Origin of the sequence: Nocardia sp. PE-7 (assembly GCF_030486425.1) — a bacterium.
GTDB lineage: Bacteria > Actinomycetota > Actinomycetes > Mycobacteriales > Mycobacteriaceae > Nocardia > Nocardia salmonicida_A.
Genome location: NZ_CP129614.1, coordinates 5,335,516 through 5,352,462, shown reverse-complemented (window position 1 = coordinate 5,352,462; position 16,947 = coordinate 5,335,516). Strand labels below are relative to the sequence as shown.

Here is a 16,947-nt window from a genome sequence, read left to right as displayed (position 1 = left end):
GCACAATGCCGGACATTAGCGGGGTCATGCGGCACACTACGTCGCATGCGTCGGCTTGTGTGCTGTCTGCTCGTGCTGCTCGGCTGTGGTTTCGTCGTCTCGCCCATGGCGTCGGCGGAATCCGGGATCCTCGATGTCCGCCCGCTCGGTGGCAGGCAATTCGAGGTGGTCGTGTATTCCGCGGCGATGAATCGCCCGATCACCCTCTGGATGTCGCATCCCGGGTCCGGCGCGCCCGCGCTGTATCTGCTGAACGCGGTCGACGGTGGCGAGGGCGGCGGGCCGTGGATGCGGCGCACCGATGTGGTCGACTTCTTCGCCGACAAGCCGGTGAATGTGATCGTCCCGATCGGCGGCCGCGCCAGCATGTACACCGACTGGCAGCGCGACGACGGCGCGTTGGGCCGCAACAAGTGGTCCACCTTCCTGACGAACGAACTTCCCCCGCTGCTCAACGAGCGTTTCGGCATGACCGGCGCCAATGGCATTGCGGGCCTTTCGATGTCGGCCACCTCGGCGTTGAACCTGGCGATCGCCGCACCCGGCCTGTACCGCGCGGTCGGCGCCTTCAGCGGGTGCACCCAGACCGGCAATCCGCTCGCGGAGACGCTGGTGCGGGCGCAACTGGCCACCTTCGGCGCCGACGCCACCAATATGTGGGGAGCTCCCGGCGACCCGGCCTGGGCGGCCAACGACCCGACAGTGCACGCCGACCGTCTGCGCGGCACCGCCATCTATCTGTCCTCGGGTAACGGCGCTCCCGGCCCGTACGAGGCGTTCAACGACCCGAGCATCGCGGGCAATGTCGGCGTGCTGGTCGATCGCCTGCTGGTCGGCGGCACCATGGAAGCCGTCGTCGGCAGCTGTTCGAGTCCGCTCGCGGGCCGCCTCGCCCAACTCGGCATCCCCGCCGACATCCGCTTCCGCCCCGCGGGCACCCACGCCTGGCCCTACTGGCAGGACGACGTCCACGATTCCTGGCCCATGTTCGCCGCGGCACTCGGCATCTGAGTCTGTGTCGGTGGCTCGGCGCACACTGAGCTGATGGCATACGACGAGGAGCTCGCCGAGCGGATCCGGGAGATCGTCTACCCGCGCCGCGACCTCACCGAGCGGAAGATGTTCGGCGGTCTCGCCTTCCTGATCGGCGGCAATATGGCCGTGGCCGCCAGTGGCAAGGGCGGGCTGCTGGTGCGGGTCGCCCCGGCCGAAGGCGACGGTCTGCTCGACGGGTCGGCGATCACGCCGATGGTGATGGGTGGGCGCGAGCTGCACGGCTGGCTGCGAGTAGCCCCGGAAACGATCGCCGACGACACGGTCCTGCGGGAATGGGTCGAACGCGGAGTGCGGTTCGCCGCGACCTTGCCGCGAGAATAAAAGTTCGGCGGATGTGTCGAAGCGCGATGATCGGCTCCGACCAGGGGGTGAAGAGAGCCACTCACCCCAAGGAGCACATCATGTCCGTCAACACTTTCCTCTGGTTCGACGCCGACGCCGAAGCGGCGGCCGAACTCTACGCCGCGTCCGTCCCGAACTCGCGCATCGTCGAGGTCACCCGTCAGGGGGACGGCTCGGCCTTCATCGTCACCCTCGACCTCGACGGTCAGGCCGTCACCCTGATGAACGGCGGCCCGGGTCACCCGCACAGCGATGCCGCGTCGCTGCAGGTGGTCGTGGATACCCAGGACGAGATCGACAGCCTCTGGGACGCGCTGTCGCAAGACGGCGGAGCCCCCGGCCCGTGCGGCTGGCTCACCGACCGGTTCGGGGTGTCCTGGCAGGTTGTGCCGACTGTGCTGGCCAAGCTCATGGGTGGCGAGGTCGACCGGGTCATCGCCGTCGGCACGGCGCTGCGCTCGATGTCCAAGCTCGACATCGCCGCCCTGCAACAGGCCTACGACCAGGTCTGAACGCAGTACGGCCGCCGCGGGGAGAGGTTCGCGGCGGCCGTACTGGTTCGAGCGGGCTAGCCGGCCGAGCCCGACAGCAGCCCACCCAGGTCGGCGGAACCGGTACTCGCCCCACCACCGGGTGGGGTGGGCTTCGGCGCGACGGTGATGGTGACGGTCTTGGAGCTGATGAGTTCCTGCACCGCCTTGATCTCGTGCGCGCCGGTGGTCTTCGGCGTCCAGGTGATGGTCGCCTTGCCGTCCGACACCGAGACCGGCTCACCGATCTGGGTGCCGTTGTCGGTGAAGGTCACCTTGAACAGGAACGAGGTCGACGTGACATCGGCGGTGACGGTGTAGGCGGTATCGACATAGTGGGTGCTACCGCTCACCGCGATCCCCTGCACGAGTGCCGATGCCTGCGGTGCTGCCAGCACGGCGGCCGCGGCCACCGCGGTGAAAGCCGTAAGTCCGAAACCGGCACGCCGCGCCTGGTAGATCTTCATGATGTTCTCCTGTTCGCGCTGTTGATGAGCGCGACATTAGCCAGCGGATCCGGCCCGCGTCCCGAAAACTGAAATAACGATGTTTAAAAGTGTCGAGCCGGTTGCACCGCAGGTGGCGAGCGAATTCACCCGGAGCGGATGAGGCAGCCGCGGCGACCGGCCACGACACTGGGGCCATGTCGAAGCCCGGACCGCTCCGCTACCAGTTCGTCGTCGAGGGCGAGCTGTCCGAGCGTGTCCTCGCGGCTTTTCCCGAGCTGCGTCCCAGCTCGCATTCGCCCACCGGGACGACCACCCTGTTCGGCCTCGTCGCCGACAGCACGGCCATGCGCGGGGTGATGGCCCGCATCGACACCCTCGGCCTCACGCTGCTGAGTATGTCCCAGTTGCCCGACTGAGCGTCGGCCGACGAGTCGACGTCGATCTGATAACGAGCGGCCCCACTTCACCTCGCCAGCAACCGCGCAGCCTCCGATTGGCCTACCGTCGATCTCGGCGGAGGTCGGCCGCCACGCGATGAAAAGCGTGTTCAGGAGGGTGAAGATGGCTTCGTCGTCGGGTTCTCTGGAAGTTCATAGCGGCGGCTCGGTGATAGCTGTGGCCGGTCCGTGTGCCGGTCTCCCGGAGCTGTCGTTCGCTCCGGTTCGCTGCAACGAGGCCTTCGCCCGCTTGGATCGGGCACAGGCGGCCACCGGGCACACCGTGCTGCTGTGCGGACCGGCGGGCAGTGGGAAGACCGTCGTGCTGGTCGACTGGGTACGCCGTAGGTGCTCGGCGCGCGTCGCGTGGTTGACCGTTGCCGATCATCGGGGCCCCGACCTGCTGGCCGAGATCGCCCGAACCCTCGATCCCACACCGGATTTCGTGCCGACCGGCGTGTTGCAGACGCCGATGGACCGGGCTGTGGATCTGCTCGCCGCCCTGGTCGATGTCGAGCCGACGGTGCTGGTGATCGACAACGCCCACCTGCTCGCCGACCCGCTGCAACTCGCCGGTCTCGAATACCTGCTCACGCACCTGCCCGCCCAGGTCACCGTGTTGATCGCAAGCCGCTTCGATCCGCCGTTGCGCTGGCACGCCCTCGACCTGGCGGGCAGGCTCACCCGGATCGGCGTGCCCGAACTCGCGCTCTCCCCGGACCGGGTCGCCCAACTGCTCGCCCAGCACGGGTGCCGACTCGACGACGCCGAGCTCGCCGTGGTCCAGAACCTGACCCGTGGCTGGGCCGCCCTGGTTCGCATCGCGGCGATCTGTCTGTCGGCCACCGGGACCGACCGCGATACGGCCCTCGCCGCGCTGGCCCGCCCCGCGCACGCGGTCGCCGACTTCCTGGTCGCCGAACTGCTCGCCTCGCTCCCGGCGCCGACTCTCGAATTCTTGCTCGCCACAGCGGTTCCCGCGCAATTCTGCCTGCCGATGGCCGAAGATCTGGTCGGTGACGACGCCGCCCGCATCCTCGACGAACTGCTGCGCGCCAACTTCCCCTTGCACACCGTCGCGCACGGGGGCGAACTGTGGCACACCTACCACCCGCTGCTGCGGGCCTACCTGCTCGCCGAGGCCGCGTACACCAGGCCGGATCGCCTGCCCGATTGCCATCGCCGGGTGGCGGCCTGGTTCACCGCGGCCGCGATGCCGGGGCCCGCGCTCGAGCACATCGCGGCTGAGCCCGGCGCGCCAGGGCTGGTGCCCTTCCTGCGCGACTGGGGGCTGCGCATGGTGCTGGAAGGAACCGGCCATACGCTGCTCGCCGCCCTCGACAACCTTTCCGAGCACGACACTTTCGTTCGCCTGCTGCGCGCGGCCGTCGCGGTGGAGGCGGGCGATATCGCCGCCGCCGAGGTATACCTCGAAGCCGCCCACGTAGGCCCGGATTCGGCCGCGCCGATGGTGCCCGCCGAGTGGGTGGCCGCCCTCGATCATGCCGTGAGCGCGGGAGTGGCTGTCCTGGTAGGTGATTCGGCCTCGATGTCATGGCCGCTGCCGCCGGTGACCGGACAGCCCGACCTCGACTGCTACGCCGCGTTGTACTGCGGAATCGCCGAGATCCACGGCGGTGAGCTCGACAGCGGCGCCACGTCCGTGCGCCACGCGATCGTGCACTCCGAGCGGGTCGGGCTGGGTCGCGTCGCGGTCCGCGCCAGGACCGCGACGGCCGTGGCGGCCGGAATGGCGGGCCGGGTCGGCGAGCTCCGCGCGCTGGCGGCCCGGGCGATCGAGTGCGCCGAGCGCTACGACCTCGCCGGTTCGGGTGAGGCCGCGGCGGCGAGGGCGCTCGCGGCCTACGGCGCGTACGAACAGGGCGTGGATTTCGAGCGGCCGTTGCCGAGTCTGCCCTCGGCCGCCGCCGACGAGACGGTGGTCCCCGCGCCGGTGCGCCTGGCCGCGATCATGACCGGCGTGCTGATGTTCGACGACGCCCCGGATCGCTCGGCCGCGGCGGTCGCGCTGAGTAAGCGACTGCATCGCCTGCTCGATGAATCGCCCACCCTGCACGGCACCGGAGGTCTGGTCACCGACGTGCTGTGGCTGCTGCTGCGCGTACAGGCCAAGGCGGACGCGCAGCAACTGATCGACCACGCGACGCGGGTGCTCGGCCGGACCCCGGACATGGTGGTCGCCGAGGCGGGACTGGCCCTCTACGCCCATCGACCCGCCGTCGTGCTGACGTCGCTGGAACCGCTGCTCGCCACCGCGCGGTTGTCCTCGCGATCACAGGTCACGGCGTGGCTGCTGGTCGCGGTCGCCGCCGACCGCCTCGATCGCCCCCGCAAGGTCGACGACGCCTGCGAGCAGGCCCTCGCCCACGCGGCCACCGAACAATTGGCTCGCCCGTTCCTCGATGTCCCCGCGGCCGACGAGCTGCTCGCCCGCATCGGCGCCCGCTTCGGTCAGTACGCGGCTCTGGTCGACCGTATCCGCGCCTACCGGGGCGCCACGGCGGGCGCGCCACAGCTCACCGACACCGAATTGGTGGTGCTTCGCCAACTTCCCTCCGGCATGACGGCCGGCAATATCGCCGCCGACCTCGGCGTCTCGGTGAACACTGTCAAGACGCATCTGCGCGGGATCTACCAGAAACTCGCCGTCAATGCCCGGGCCGAGGCGATCGCCCAGGCCAGGGTGCTCGGCCTGCTCTGAGCTCAGTCCGGCGCCTGGAGGGCCGGGAACCAGACGTCGGTGAGAACCGCCGCGGCCTGTGCGGCCGAGACGTCGATGGTGCCCTGCATCGCCCAGCGGGTGAAGAACCGCTCGAGCTGGGCGACGAGCAGCTCGATCCGCAGCCGGGCCTCGTCGCGGCGGTGTTCGGGCCAGCGGCCGAGGTAGGCGGGCATGGTGTCGGCCAGGGCCATGATGCCCTCGCGCGCCACCGCGCGGAACTCCGGTTCGAGCGCGGTGGCCTCGTCCCAGGCCGGGAGCATGTCCTTGTTCGTGAAGAACCAGTCGATCGCGCGAGTCATCCAGTCCGCGAACGACTCCCGGGACCCGGTGGTGAGCACCCGGTCGAGGTCGGCGTAGAAATCCCGGACGCTGGCGAGGGTGCCTTCCTGCGCGATGGCCCGCAGCACCTCGCCCTTGCTGGTGAAGTGCAGGTAGAAGGTCGCCCGGCTGCAGCCGACAGCCGCGGCGATGTCGTCGACGCGGACATCGGAGTAGCCCTGCGTCTCGAACAGGGTGCGCGCGGTCTCGACGATCCTGGCCTTCGTCAGACGCTTCTGTTCCTCGCGCAACGATCCACGGCGGGCGGGTTCGGTCGTCATCGCACCATCTTAGACGATCCGCTCATTCACTAGACATGATGTCCAGCGAGAAGTTATCCTGTGGTCCACGTCACCCGGCATGGTCGACGACGACCGAAGCCGCTGGAGGAGTTCTGCATGGATACAGGTCAATTACCCAAGGTGTGCGTCATCGGCGCCGGACCTTCGGGTATCACCGCCGCCAAAAGGCTTGCCGAGCACGGGATTCCGTTCGACTGCTACGAGGCGTCCGACGAGGTCGGCGGCAACTGGTACTTCAAGAACCCCAACGGCATGTCGGCGTGCTATCAGAGTCTGCACATCGACACCTCGAAGTACCGCCTGCAATTCGAGGACTTTCCGGCGCCGGCGGATTGGCCGCACTTCCCGCACCATTCCCAATTGCTGCAGTACTTCAAGGACTATGTCGACCACTTCGGCCTGCGGGATCGGATCCGGTTCAACAGCCTGGTCACCGCCGCCGAGCGCGACGACGCGGGTCTGTGGCGGGTGACGACGGCGGCAGGCGAGACCGGGGTCTACGACGCGCTGATCGTCTGCAACGGACACCACTGGAATCCTCGATTCCCGGACTACCCGGGCGAGTTCGACGGTGTGCTCATGCACAGTCACGCCTACAACGACCCGTTCGACCCGATCGACATGCGCGGCAAGCGGATCGTGGTGGTCGGCATGGGCAACTCGGGCCTCGACATCGCCTCGGAACTGTCCCAGCGCTTCCTCGCCTCGAAGCTGTTCGTTTCCGCCCGTCGGGGCGTGTGGGTGCTGCCCAAGTACGTCAACGGGCAAGTGGGCGACCGCGCGTCGATGCCCGCGTGGATTCCCGCCAAGATCGCGCTCAAGCTCAAGCAGCGCTTCGTCCGCAAGAACCGCGGCGAGATGTCGACCTACGGTCTGCCGACGCCCGATCACGAGCCCTTCGAGGCGCATCCGTCGGCGAGTGAGGAATTCCTGCACCGGGCAGGCTGCGGTGACGTGGAGTGCAAGCCCGCGATCACCCGATTGGCCGGCGACACGGTGCATTTCGCCGACGGCAGCAGTGAACAGATCGACGTGATCGTCTGTGCCACCGGCTACCACATCAGCTTTCCGTTCTTCACCGACACCGAGTTGGCGCCCGACGCCGACAACCGGTTCCCGCTGTTCCAGATGATGATGAAGCCCGGTGTGGACAATCTGTTCTATCTCGGTCTGGCCCAACCGATGCCGACGCTGGTGAACTTCGCCGAGCAGCAGAGCAAGCTCGTAGTGGCCTACCTGACCGGTCGATACCACCTGCCGCCGCGCGCGGAGATCGACGAGGTGCTCGGGGCGCAAGAAGCCAAACGCTCCGGTCGCTATTACGATTCGCCGCGACACACCATCCAGACCGAATTCGAGCCGTACGTGCGCTCGATGACCAAGGAGATGGAGCGCGGTGCGAAACGTGCCACCGCCGCGGGCAATGCCCTGCCGGTGCCCGCTCGGGTGACGGTCGAGGTGGCCCGGTGAGCGCCTCTTCCGGCTTCTGTCGCGACGAATTCGCCGGTGTGCGTGCGGCATTCGATGAACACCTGCGCTCCGGCGCAGAGCTCGGCGCCGCGCTGTGCGTCACTGTCGACGGCGATCCGGTCCTCGACCTGTGGGGCGGTTACGCCGATCCCGAGCGGCAGACCGCCTGGGCCGCCGACACCCTGGTCAACGTCTTCTCGGTCACCAAGACGATGACAGCGCTGTGCGCCCTGCTGCTGGTCGACCGTGGCGAACTCGACGTCGATCAGCGTGTCGCCCACTACTGGCCCGAATTCGCGGCCAACGGCAAGGCAAACATCGAAGTCCGCCACCTGCTCTCGCATACCTCGGGCGTCTCGGGCTGGGACAAGCCGATCGCGCTGTCCGATATCTACGACACCGATGCCGCCGCGGCCCGGCTGGCGACGCAGGCGCCCTGGTGGGAGCCGGGCACCGCCTCGGGCTATCACGCCATCAACTACGGCCATCTCATCGGCGAACTGGTGCGCCGCATCACCGGCCGCTCGCTGGGCAGATTCTTCGCCGACGAACTGGCCGGGCCCTTGGGCGCCGATTTCCACATCGGCACCGGTCCCGAGCACGCCGACCGGATCGCCACCCTGGTCCCGCCGGAGATGCCCGACTTCGACCTGTCGACCCTGGACCAGAACAGCGTGCTGATCAAGACGCTCACCAGCCCCTGGCTGGAGGTCTCCGAAACCGCGACGCCGGCCTGGCGCGCGGCCGAGATCGGCGGTACCAACGGGCACGGCAACGCGCGCTCGGTAGCCCGCGTCCAGTCGCTGATCGCCAACGGCGGCGAGCTGAGCGGCAGACGGTTCCTCTCGCCCGCGACGATCGAACTGATCTTCCGCGAGCAGGCCGACGGCATCGACCTGGCACTGCTCGCCCCGCTGCGCTTCGGCATCGGCTACGGGTTGCCCCGACCGGAGACCTTCCCGCACATTCCGGATGGCCGGGTCTGCTGGTGGGCCGGGTACGGCGGTTCGATGGTGGTCAACGACCTGGATCGTCGAATCACCTTCGCCTACACCATGAATCGCATGGCGACGGGATTGATCGGTTCCGATCGGTGCGACAGCTACCTGAAAGCCACCTTCGACGCGGTAGGAGACGCCCGATGAGCATGCGTGCGATGCAGTTGACGGCCCCGGGCACTCTCGAATTGCGCACGGTGCCCGTACCGGAACTCGGACCCGATGATCTGTTGCTGCGGGTCGGCGCGGCCGGCATCTGCCATTCGGATTCGTTCGTGCTGAGCCTGCCGTTCCCGATGAGCGAGAAGCCCCTGACATTGGGTCACGAGATCGCGGGCACGATCGAGGCCGTCGGCTCGGCGGTGGAGGGTCGTAGCGTCGGCGAACGCGGGATCGTGTACCTGTGCTGGTCGTGCGGTGAATGCCGGGAGTGCCTGCGCGGCAACGAGAATGTGTGCCTGGCCGCCGGTCGCACCGCGATGCCGCCGTGCCCCGGTCTCGGTCCAGACGGCGGCATGGCCGAGTACGTCCGCATCCCGGTTCGCTCGTTCGTGCCGATCGCCGACGAACTCGACTTCGCGCACGCCGCACCACTGGCCGACGCGGCACTGACGCCCATGCACGCCATCCGCGGCGCCATGGACCAACTGTGGCCCGGCGCCACCGCGGTCGCCATCGGGATCGGCGGACTGGGCCACGTGGCGGTGCAGTTGTTGAAGGCGCTCACCGAGACCACCGTGATCGCCGTCGACGTGGACGCCGACAAGCTCGCCCTGGCCACCGAATGCGGTGCCGACCTCGTGCTCAAAGGCGACGAGAACACCGCTGCCACGATCTTGGAACTCACCGGCGGACGCGGTGCGGAGGCGGTGTTCGACTTCGTCGGTACCGATCCCACCGTCAAGCTCGCCGTTGAATCCGTAGCCCCCAACGGCGCTGTCCGACTGGTGGGTCTGGGCGGCGGCGCTACCGGCATCGACTCGGGACCAGCAGGCGGACCAGGGCTGCCGTGGGGCGCCACGGTACGAAAGTCCTACGGCGGCAGGAGATCCGACCTCATCGACGCCGTGGCCCTGGCCGCTACGGGCAAGCTCCGCGCCGAGATCGAGCGGTTCGACCTCGCCGACGCCCGCACCGCCTTCGACCGACTCGACTCCGGCGCTATCCGCGGCCGTGCCGTCCTCATTCCCTGATGGAGAAGAACATGACCGATGCTGTAGACCCACAGGAATTCGTGGCCAAGGTGGCGGCGGGCCTGACCGCGCCGGGCGCGCCGTTCGAGATGACCGTCGAACCCGTTCTGGGCGTGCCGATTCCGGTCTTCGCCCAGCGCCGTGCCAACCTGCGCGAACTGCTGGAGCATTCGCTGAAGTGGGGTGAGCGCGACTACCTCGTCACCGAGGACCGCCGGATCTCCTTCGCCGAGCACGCCGCGGCGGCGGGCGCGCTGGCCACCGCGCTGGCGGCCCGCTACGGCGTGGGCAAGGGTGATCGCGTCGGCATCCTGGCCGCCAACGGCCCGGACTGGGTGATCGCGTTCTGGGCCGCACAGTGTCTCGGCGCGATCCCGGTCGGCTACAACGCCTGGTGGGCGCCGCCGGAGATCGCCTACGGACTGGGCCACACCACGCCGACCGTCGTCATCGCCGATGCGAAGAGAGCCGCGCACTTGGCCGAGACCGGCACCGACCTGCCCGTGTTGACCATGGCGGAGGATCTGCCCGCACTGATCGCCGAGTTCGGCGGTGGCGAGATCCCCAGCACGCCGGTCGCCGAAGACGATCCGGCCGTGATCCTCTACACCAGCGGGACCAGCGGCAGGCCGAAGGGCGTTGTCCATTCGCAGCGAAACATGGTGGCGATCAGCGACTACCACCGTTTCACCGACGCCATGATGGGCGCGTTCATGGGTCAGGAGCCCAGTGATGCCCCCAGTGATCGCCGCTACCTGGTCACCGCGCCGCTGTTCCACATCGCCAGCCTGCACAACCTGGTCATTCCGCGCCTGCTGACCGGCGCGGCGGCGGTGTTCCCGCACGGCGCCTTCGAGATCGGCCGGGTCCTGAGCCTGGTCGAACGCGAGAAGGTCACCAACTGGGCGGCAGTGCCGACCATGGCGTCGCGACTGTTGGAACACGATGTGGCCCAACATGATCTGTCCTCACTGAGCGCACTCTCGCTGAACTCGGCGCCGTCCTCGCCGGCGCTGCTGGCCGGTCTGCGCGAGAAGACCTCGGCCCTGCAGTTCTCGCTGACCACCAGCTACGGCCTCACCGAGAGCGGCACCGCGGCGACGGTCGCCACCCCGCTCGACCTGGCCGCCGACGATGCCTCGGTCGGCAGACCGATCATCGGCGTCGCGGTGGAGATCCGCGACACCGAGGGCAAACCGGTCGGCGAGGGTGACGAGGGCGAGATCTGCATCCGCAGCCCCTACGTGATGCTCGGCTACTGGAACGACGACGCGGCGACCGCTGCCGCGATCGACGACCGACGCTGGTTGCGCTCCGGCGATTTCGGCACGATGCACCACGGCAGGCTCACCGTGTCGGGCAGGCGCACCGACCTGATCCTGCGCGGCGGCGAGAACGTGTATCCCACCGAGATCGAGAACGTGCTCGTCGAACACCCGGCCGTCAGTGAGTGCGCGGTCTTCGGCGTTGCCCATCCCGATCTCGGCCAGGAAGTGGCGGCCGTCGTCGTCGCCGAACCGGGGGCGGTGGACCCGGAGGAGTTGCGCGCCTTCGTGGCCGAGCGCCTCGCTTATTTCAAGGTGCCCGCCCGATGGCGGATCACTTCGGACACGTTGCCGCGCAACGCAACCGGTAAAGTCACCAGGCGCGAGCTCGCGATTTAACAGGGGGTCACAATGTTCGACAGCATCATCAAGGGTGCCCGTTGGTTCGACGGCACCGGCGCCCCGTCCGCGGTTCGTCACCTCGGCATCGCCGACGGCAAGATCGCCGAGATCTCGCAGACCCCGCTCGACGAGACCGGCTGTTCCCGCGTCGTGGACGCGACCGGCAAATGGGTGATCCCCGGCATCATCGACATCCACACCCACTACGACATCGAAGTCCTGCTCGACCCGTCGCTGTCGGAATCGGTGCGCCACGGCGTCACCACCGTGCTGCTCGGTTCGTGTTCGCTCTCGACCGTGCACGTCGACGGCGAGGTCGCGGGCGACCTGTTCGGCAGGGTCGAGGCCATCCCGCGTCAGTACGTGGTCGGCGCGATGAACGACGTCCGGACCTGGAGCACCGCAGGCGAATACGTCGACGCGCTCGAACAGCTGCCGCTCGGACCCAACCTGGCCGGCTTCATCGGCCACTCCGATATCCGGGCCGCGGTGATGGGGCTGGACCGCTCCACCCGCAAGGACGTGAAACCGTCCGATCAGGAGCTGGCCGAGATCGAGCGCCTGCTCACCGACGCGCTCGACGTCGGCTTGGTCGGAATGTCTTCGCAACAGCTGCTTTTCGACAAGCTCGACGGCGAGACCTGCCGTTCGCGGACGCTGCCGTCCACGTATGCCGAGAGCAAGGAACGGCACCGGCTCAACACGATCCTGCGCAAGCGCGGTCGCGCGTTGCAGGGTGGCCCCGATATCGCCAACCCCAAGAGCCTGGTGTCGATGGCGGTGTCGAGCATCGGTCTGTGGCGTAAAGCGCTCAAGGTGAGCCTGCTGTCGGCGGCCGATGTGAAGGCGCTGCCGGGCGCGTCGAAGATGTTCCCCGCCGTCGGCAAGATCATCAACGGGCTCGACGGCAACTTCCGCTGGCAGCACCTGCCGGTGCCGTTCGAGGTGTACTCCGACGGCATCTCGCTGCCGGTGTTCGAGGAGTTCGGTTCCGGCGCGGCGGCTTTGCACCTGTCCGATCACATCGACGAGCAGCGTCACCTCATGCAGGACGAGGAGTACCGCCGCGCGTTCCGCAAGGACTACGACAACAAGTACGGTCCGCGCGCCTGGCACCGCGATTTCTTCGACGCCGACATCGTCGAATGTCCCGACGAGACCGTCATCGGCAAGACCTTCGGTGAAGTCGGCGTCGACCGTGGCGGTCTGCACCCGGTCGACGCGTTCCTCGACCTCGTCGTCGAACACGGCGACAAACTGCGCTGGCGCACCACCATCTCCAACCACCGACCCGAGGTGGCCGACATCCTGGCCGCCGACCCGTCGATCCAGCTCGGTTTCTCCGACGCGGGCGCGCACCTGCGCAATATGGCCTTCTACAACTTCGGTCTGCGCCTGCTTCGTCGCGTCAACGACGCGGCGACCAGCGAGCGGCCGTTCATGACGGTCGAGCACGCGGTGCACCGCCTCACCGGCGAACTGGCCGACTGGTACGGCCTGGACACCGGCCACCTGCGCGTGGGTGATCGCGCCGACGCCGTCGTGATCGACCCCGCCCACCTCGACGAAACCCTGGACGCCTACGCGGAGAGCCCCCTCGCCATCTTCGGCAACCTCTCGCGCATGGTCAACCGCAACGACGACACGGTCACCGCGGTCTTCGTCAACGGCCGCTACGTCTTCGGCGAGGGCGAAGCGGATCCCGTGCTCGGCACCGAACGCGTGGGAGCCTTCCTGCGCGCCGAGTAGGCGGGCCCGGTGCGCACCGGGCCCGCACCGATCTGCGACCCTCAGCTGATGACCGGGCGACGCTCGACCGCGACCGGGTCGAGCGCCGCCCGAATACCCGGACATCAGCGAGAGGACTCGATATGTCGGACGCGAAACGGATCACCTGGGGTAAACCACGTCATCCCACCGACGCCGACCGCGATGCCCTCCGCGAGGACCTGCTCGCCAAAGCTCGCGCCGTGCGCGGCGACGGCTGGGCGAACCACCGCACCGAATGGCCCGCCGGTCAGGTGGCTGTCGTCGCCTATGTGCTGGACGACGCCGAAATCCTCGCCGAACTCGAGGAGAACGAGAGCACCGTCCTGAGCCGCTATGCCGCCGACCTGTTCGGCTTCGTCGGCGGCCGCAAGGACAACGAGAAAGGTCTCGTCGACACCCAGGCCTGGTTCGACAAGGTCCGCAAAGCCCTTGGCCCCGCGTCGTGACGCAGGGCTGTTCCGGTGGGAACTACCAGCGGTCGGGGGTGACCGGTGCGTCCCACGCCTTGGCGAAGCGGGTCTTGTCCTTGGTGTCCACTTCCTTGCGGCGGTAGACGATGTAGGGGCGGGTGAGGTAGCCGATGGGGGCGCTGAACATGTGGACGAGGCGGGTGTAGGGCCAGGCCGCGACCAGGACGAGAACGACGAGGCCGTGCAGCTGGAAGGTCCACGGAACGCCGACCATCAGGCCGGGTTCGGGGTTGATCGAGAACAGGCTGCGGAACCACGGCGACACCGTGGTGCGGTAGTTGTAGGTACCCCACAGCAGGTTGGAACCCCAGGTGTTGAGCAGGCCGGTGACCAGGGCCAGGGTCAGCAGCGTGTACATCATGACGTCGTTGCGGCTGGTGTTCTTGCGCACGGCGGGAATGGCGATGCGGCGGTAGCACAGGATGGCCACGCCCAGCACGACCATGAGCCCGGCGATCGAACCCGCACCGACCGCGATGATGTGATAGGCGTGCTCGGAGATGCCGATCGCCGAGGTCCAGGATTCGGGGATCAGCAGACCCATCACGTGACCGCCGAACACCCCGAGCATGCCGAAGTGGAACAGCGGGCTGCCCAGTTGCAGCAGCTTGGACTCGTAGATCTGCGAGGAGCGGGTGGTCCAGCCGAACTGGTCGAAGCGGTAGCGCCAGACATGGCCCAGCACAAAGGAAGTCGCTGCGATATAGGGCAGGATCAGCCACAGGCCTTCGGGCAGGGGGATGGTTGCGTTCATCGGCGGCCTTCTGTTGCTTCGAAGAGGGCGGGGTCCATGGCGTACGGTTCGAGGCCGACCTCTTCCTCGGGCGGCCCCTGGGCGGCGAGTTCGGCGATGCGCCTGCGGTCGGCGGTGGTCACCGCGGGCAAGGTGGTGAGGACCGCGCCGAGGACACCGCTGTAGGGAGAGTCGTTGTCGGCCAGCGACAGTCGCAACAGCTCCATCACCGGCACGTGCTCGCCGAGCAGACGCTCGCCGCCGATCGGGTCGATGGTGGCGGCGAATTCCAGCAGTACCGGCAGGTGGTCGGGCAGTTCCTCGTCACCGAGTTCGACCCCCGCCTGGCGGTAGGCGTGCTTGAACCGCAGCAGCGCCATGCCTCGTTTGCGGGTGTCGCCGAAGGCGTAGAACGTCAGGTGCAGGCTGGCGCGTCGGCGCATGTCGAAGGTCTCGACGTAGCTCTGGGCCACTTCGATCGCCGGGCTGTCGCGCAGGTAGGCGAAGATCCCGGCGAAGCGTGCCTGCACCTCGGCGGGCAATTGCGCTGCGGCGTCGGACAATTGGTCGAGCATGGCCAGGGTCTGCTCGCCGGGGTAGTCGAGCAGCAACGCCGCCAGCCGCCACACGACCAGGCGGTCGTGCTCGGCCATCTCGGTAACCGGTTGGGGCCGTTTACGAATCGACAGCAGACTCATGGCGCGACGCCGCTCACGGGGGAGTCGGCCACGGCAGCGCCGTTGCTGCCGTTGCCGTTACCGGCGCCGTTGCCGGTCTTCTCTTTGCCGTTCGCGCTCGGCAGGAGTCCGCTGGTGCTGCGCCCGTCCCAATTGAGCAGGTTGATCCGGCCCGACTTCTCCTCGGGCGCGGCCTGGTTGACGTCGGAGAGCGAGAACTTCTCGACGACCTGATCGAACGCGGTCATACCCGGTCCGCCGTCGGTATCGAGACTGCACCCGGTGGCCAGCGAATCCAGTTCGTGCGCCTTGGACGTCGCGCCCATCGGGATCACGTACCGGTGCTCGTACTTGGCGATCGCCAGCAGCCGGTACATCGCTTCGATCTCTTCGGGCTCGAGCCCGATCGACGGCGCGATATGGGCCTCGGGCTCCTCGCCCAGGTTGACCGAACGCATGAACGCCCGCATCCCGGCCAGGCGCTGCAACGAGGACCGCACCGGCCCGATCTCCCCGGCGGTGAACAACTCGGCGAGGTATTCGAGCGGGATGCGCAGTGCGTCGATGGCGCCGAACAGGTTGCGCACGTCCTCGCCGTCGTGACCGGTCTCGGCGAGTACATCCACCACCGGCGACAGCGGCGGCACGTACCAGACCATCGGCATCGTGCGGTATTCCGGGTGCAGCGGCAGCGCCAACTGGTAGTCGACGATCAGCTTGTAGACCGGTGAATCCTGGGCGGCCTGAATCCATTCCGGCGAGATGCCGGCCTTCTCGGCCTCGGCGATCACGCGCTCATCGTGCGGGTTGAGGAACACGCCGAGCTGCGAGGTGTAGAGATCCTGCGGATCGGTGACCTGGGCCGCTTCGAGCACCGCGTCGGCGTCGTAGAGCATCACGCCGATGTAGCGCAGCCGCCCGACGCAGGTCTCCGAGCACACGGTCGGAATGCCGACCTCGACGCGCGGGTAGCAGAAGGTGCACTTCTCCGCCTTGCCCGTCTTGTGGTTGAAGTAGATCTTCTTGTACGGGCAGCCGGTGATGCACTGGCGCCAACCACGGCATTTGTCCTGGTCGACGAGCACGATGCCGTCTTCCTCGCGCTTGTAGATCGCGCCGGAGGGGCACGACGCGGCGCACGAGGGGTTCAGGCAGTGCTCGCAGATGCGCGGCAGGTAGAACATGAAGGTCTCTTCGAACTCCAGTTTCACCTTGGTCTCGAGCTTGCCGAGGATGGGGTCCTTGCCGACCTGCTCGGGACCCGAACCCAGGTCGTCGTCCCAGTTCGCACCCCAGGTGACCTTGGTGTCCTCACCGGTGATCAGCGACTTGGGCCGCGCCACCGGGGTGGTGTCCATGGGCGGCGACGACAGCAGGTTGTCGTAGTCGTAGCTCCACGGCTCGTAGTAGTCGTCGACCGTGGGCAGGTCAGGGTTGGCGAAGATGTTCATCAGACGCTTGAACCGCGAGCCGGACTTGAGGGTCAGCTTGCCGCGCTTGTTGAGCGTCCAGCCACCCTTCCACTTCTCCTGGTCCTCGTACTGGCGCGGATAACCCTGTCCCGGCCGGGTTTCCACGTTGTTGAACCAGACGTACTCGGTGCCGCCACGGTTGGTCCACGCCTGCTTGCAGGTGACCGAGCAGGTGTGGCAGCCGATGCACTTGTCCAGGTTCATGACCATGGCGAGCTGTGCCATTACGCGCATGTCAGTTCCGCCTCTCCGGGTATTCTGCGCACGGCTGCGAGCCGGCGACCGTCGTGTATGCGGGCATGCGGTCGAGTGCCGAGCCT

16 protein-coding genes are annotated in these 16,947 nt (G+C 67.8%); 11 read left to right on the top strand and 5 right to left on the bottom strand.

Annotated features, from left to right (window positions below; all coding sequences use genetic code 11):
• Window positions 1-45 precede the first annotated feature (45 nt).
• From QX204_RS25145 to QX204_RS25135, 3 genes are all read left to right on the top strand, one after another.
• Window positions 46-1,011, top strand: a complete 966-nt coding sequence (locus tag QX204_RS25145; protein WP_301902811.1) for an alpha/beta hydrolase — start codon at window positions 46-48, stop codon at window positions 1,009-1,011.
• Between the two features lie 33 nt (window positions 1,012-1,044).
• Window positions 1,045-1,377: a TfoX/Sxy family protein gene (locus tag QX204_RS25140; protein ID WP_301902810.1), complete on the top strand. Its 333-nt coding sequence runs from the start codon at window positions 1,045-1,047 to the stop codon at window positions 1,375-1,377.
• Between the two features lie 80 nt (window positions 1,378-1,457).
• Window positions 1,458-1,910 (top strand): VOC family protein, encoded by a 453-nt coding sequence (locus tag QX204_RS25135; protein WP_301902809.1) that lies wholly within the window; start codon window positions 1,458-1,460, stop codon window positions 1,908-1,910.
• Between the two features lie 56 nt (window positions 1,911-1,966).
• On the opposite strand, the gene QX204_RS25130 is transcribed toward QX204_RS25135, so the two are convergent.
• Window positions 1,967-2,395: an Ig-like domain-containing protein gene (locus tag QX204_RS25130; RefSeq protein WP_194826356.1), complete on the bottom strand. Its 429-nt coding sequence runs from the start codon at window positions 2,393-2,395 to the stop codon at window positions 1,967-1,969.
• Window positions 2,396-2,571: 176 nt separating this feature from the next.
• Here QX204_RS25130 and QX204_RS25125 point away from each other — a divergent pair, with 176 nt between their 5' ends.
• Both QX204_RS25125 and QX204_RS25120 read left to right on the top strand, forming a co-directional pair.
• Window positions 2,572-2,793 (top strand): DUF8691 family protein, encoded by a 222-nt coding sequence (locus tag QX204_RS25125; protein ID WP_056812839.1) that lies wholly within the window; start codon window positions 2,572-2,574, stop codon window positions 2,791-2,793.
• A gap of 145 nt (window positions 2,794-2,938) precedes the next feature.
• On the top strand, window positions 2,939-5,536 hold the full coding sequence (locus QX204_RS25120) for a winged helix-turn-helix domain-containing protein (RefSeq protein ID WP_301902807.1): 2,598 nt from the start codon (window positions 2,939-2,941) through the stop codon (window positions 5,534-5,536).
• 2 nt (window positions 5,537-5,538) lie between these two features.
• On the opposite strand, the gene QX204_RS25115 is transcribed toward QX204_RS25120, so the two are convergent.
• Window positions 5,539-6,156, bottom strand: coding sequence for a TetR/AcrR family transcriptional regulator (locus QX204_RS25115; protein ID WP_301902806.1), 618 nt, complete (start codon window positions 6,154-6,156; stop codon window positions 5,539-5,541).
• A gap of 117 nt (window positions 6,157-6,273) precedes the next feature.
• Here QX204_RS25115 and QX204_RS25110 point away from each other — a divergent pair, with 117 nt between their 5' ends.
• From QX204_RS25110 to QX204_RS25085, 6 genes are all read left to right on the top strand, one after another.
• Entirely contained in the window at window positions 6,274-7,647 is a 1,374-nt protein-coding gene (locus QX204_RS25110) for a flavin-containing monooxygenase (RefSeq protein WP_301902804.1), read from the top strand.
• Window positions 7,644-8,792 (top strand): serine hydrolase domain-containing protein, encoded by a 1,149-nt coding sequence (locus QX204_RS25105; RefSeq protein ID WP_301902803.1) that lies wholly within the window; start codon window positions 7,644-7,646, stop codon window positions 8,790-8,792. Before QX204_RS25110 ends, QX204_RS25105 begins: the two co-directional genes overlap by 4 nt.
• Before the next feature lie 2 nt (window positions 8,793-8,794).
• Window positions 8,795-9,838 (top strand): NAD(P)-dependent alcohol dehydrogenase, encoded by a 1,044-nt coding sequence (locus QX204_RS25100; protein ID WP_301908101.1) that lies wholly within the window; start codon window positions 8,795-8,797, stop codon window positions 9,836-9,838.
• Window positions 9,839-9,849: 11 nt separating this feature from the next.
• Window positions 9,850-11,502: a steroid-24-oyl-CoA synthetase gene (locus QX204_RS25095; RefSeq protein WP_301902802.1), complete on the top strand. Its 1,653-nt coding sequence runs from the start codon at window positions 9,850-9,852 to the stop codon at window positions 11,500-11,502.
• 12 nt (window positions 11,503-11,514) lie between these two features.
• Window positions 11,515-13,254 (top strand): N-acyl-D-amino-acid deacylase family protein, encoded by a 1,740-nt coding sequence (locus QX204_RS25090; RefSeq protein WP_301902800.1) that lies wholly within the window; start codon window positions 11,515-11,517, stop codon window positions 13,252-13,254.
• A 122-nt stretch (window positions 13,255-13,376) separates the two neighbouring features.
• The gene (locus QX204_RS25085) at window positions 13,377-13,721 is read left to right on the top strand and encodes a hypothetical protein (RefSeq protein ID WP_301902799.1); all 345 of its coding nucleotides are present in this window, start codon (window positions 13,377-13,379) and stop codon (window positions 13,719-13,721) included.
• A 22-nt stretch (window positions 13,722-13,743) separates the two neighbouring features.
• Here QX204_RS25085 and narI read toward each other — a convergent pair whose 3' ends face one another.
• The 3 genes from narI to narH are packed head-to-tail and all read right to left on the bottom strand — an operon-like array spanning window position 13,744 to window position 16,852.
• Window positions 13,744-14,499 (bottom strand): respiratory nitrate reductase subunit gamma, encoded by a 756-nt coding sequence (gene narI, locus QX204_RS25080; RefSeq protein ID WP_301902797.1) that lies wholly within the window; start codon window positions 14,497-14,499, stop codon window positions 13,744-13,746.
• The gene (narJ, locus tag QX204_RS25075) at window positions 14,496-15,176 is read right to left on the bottom strand and encodes a nitrate reductase molybdenum cofactor assembly chaperone (RefSeq protein WP_301902795.1); all 681 of its coding nucleotides are present in this window, start codon (window positions 15,174-15,176) and stop codon (window positions 14,496-14,498) included. The genes narI and narJ overlap by 4 nt, the downstream gene beginning before the upstream one ends.
• A complete protein-coding gene (gene narH, locus QX204_RS25070) occupies window positions 15,173-16,852 on the bottom strand; it encodes a nitrate reductase subunit beta (protein WP_301908100.1) in 1,680 nt (559 codons plus the stop codon). The genes narJ and narH overlap by 4 nt, the downstream gene beginning before the upstream one ends.
• Window positions 16,853-16,947: the final 95 nt, after the last annotated feature.

Coding starts and splice junctions, on each gene's coding strand:
- QX204_RS25125 (WP_056812839.1), top strand. CDS start 2,572: ATGTCGAAGCCCGGACCGCTCCGCTACCAGTTCGTCGTCGAGGGCGAG.
- QX204_RS25135 (WP_301902809.1), top strand. CDS start 1,458: ATGTCCGTCAACACTTTCCTCTGGTTCGACGCCGACGCCGAAGCGGCG.
- QX204_RS25140 (WP_301902810.1), top strand. CDS start 1,045: ATGGCATACGACGAGGAGCTCGCCGAGCGGATCCGGGAGATCGTCTAC.
- QX204_RS25110 (WP_301902804.1), top strand. CDS start 6,274: ATGGATACAGGTCAATTACCCAAGGTGTGCGTCATCGGCGCCGGACCT.
- QX204_RS25085 (WP_301902799.1), top strand. CDS start 13,377: ATGTCGGACGCGAAACGGATCACCTGGGGTAAACCACGTCATCCCACC.
- QX204_RS25120 (WP_301902807.1), top strand. CDS start 2,939: ATGGCTTCGTCGTCGGGTTCTCTGGAAGTTCATAGCGGCGGCTCGGTG.
- QX204_RS25130 (WP_194826356.1), bottom strand. CDS start 2,395: ATGAAGATCTACCAGGCGCGGCGTGCCGGTTTCGGACTTACGGCTTTC.
- QX204_RS25100 (WP_301908101.1), top strand. CDS start 8,795: ATGCGTGCGATGCAGTTGACGGCCCCGGGCACTCTCGAATTGCGCACG.
- QX204_RS25090 (WP_301902800.1), top strand. CDS start 11,515: ATGTTCGACAGCATCATCAAGGGTGCCCGTTGGTTCGACGGCACCGGC.
- QX204_RS25115 (WP_301902806.1), bottom strand. CDS start 6,156: ATGACGACCGAACCCGCCCGCCGTGGATCGTTGCGCGAGGAACAGAAG.
- QX204_RS25145 (WP_301902811.1), top strand. CDS start 46: ATGCGTCGGCTTGTGTGCTGTCTGCTCGTGCTGCTCGGCTGTGGTTTC.
- narJ (WP_301902795.1), bottom strand. CDS start 15,176: ATGAGTCTGCTGTCGATTCGTAAACGGCCCCAACCGGTTACCGAGATG.
- narH (WP_301908100.1), bottom strand. CDS start 16,852: ATGGCACAGCTCGCCATGGTCATGAACCTGGACAAGTGCATCGGCTGC.
- QX204_RS25095 (WP_301902802.1), top strand. CDS start 9,850: ATGACCGATGCTGTAGACCCACAGGAATTCGTGGCCAAGGTGGCGGCG.
- narI (WP_301902797.1), bottom strand. CDS start 14,499: ATGAACGCAACCATCCCCCTGCCCGAAGGCCTGTGGCTGATCCTGCCC.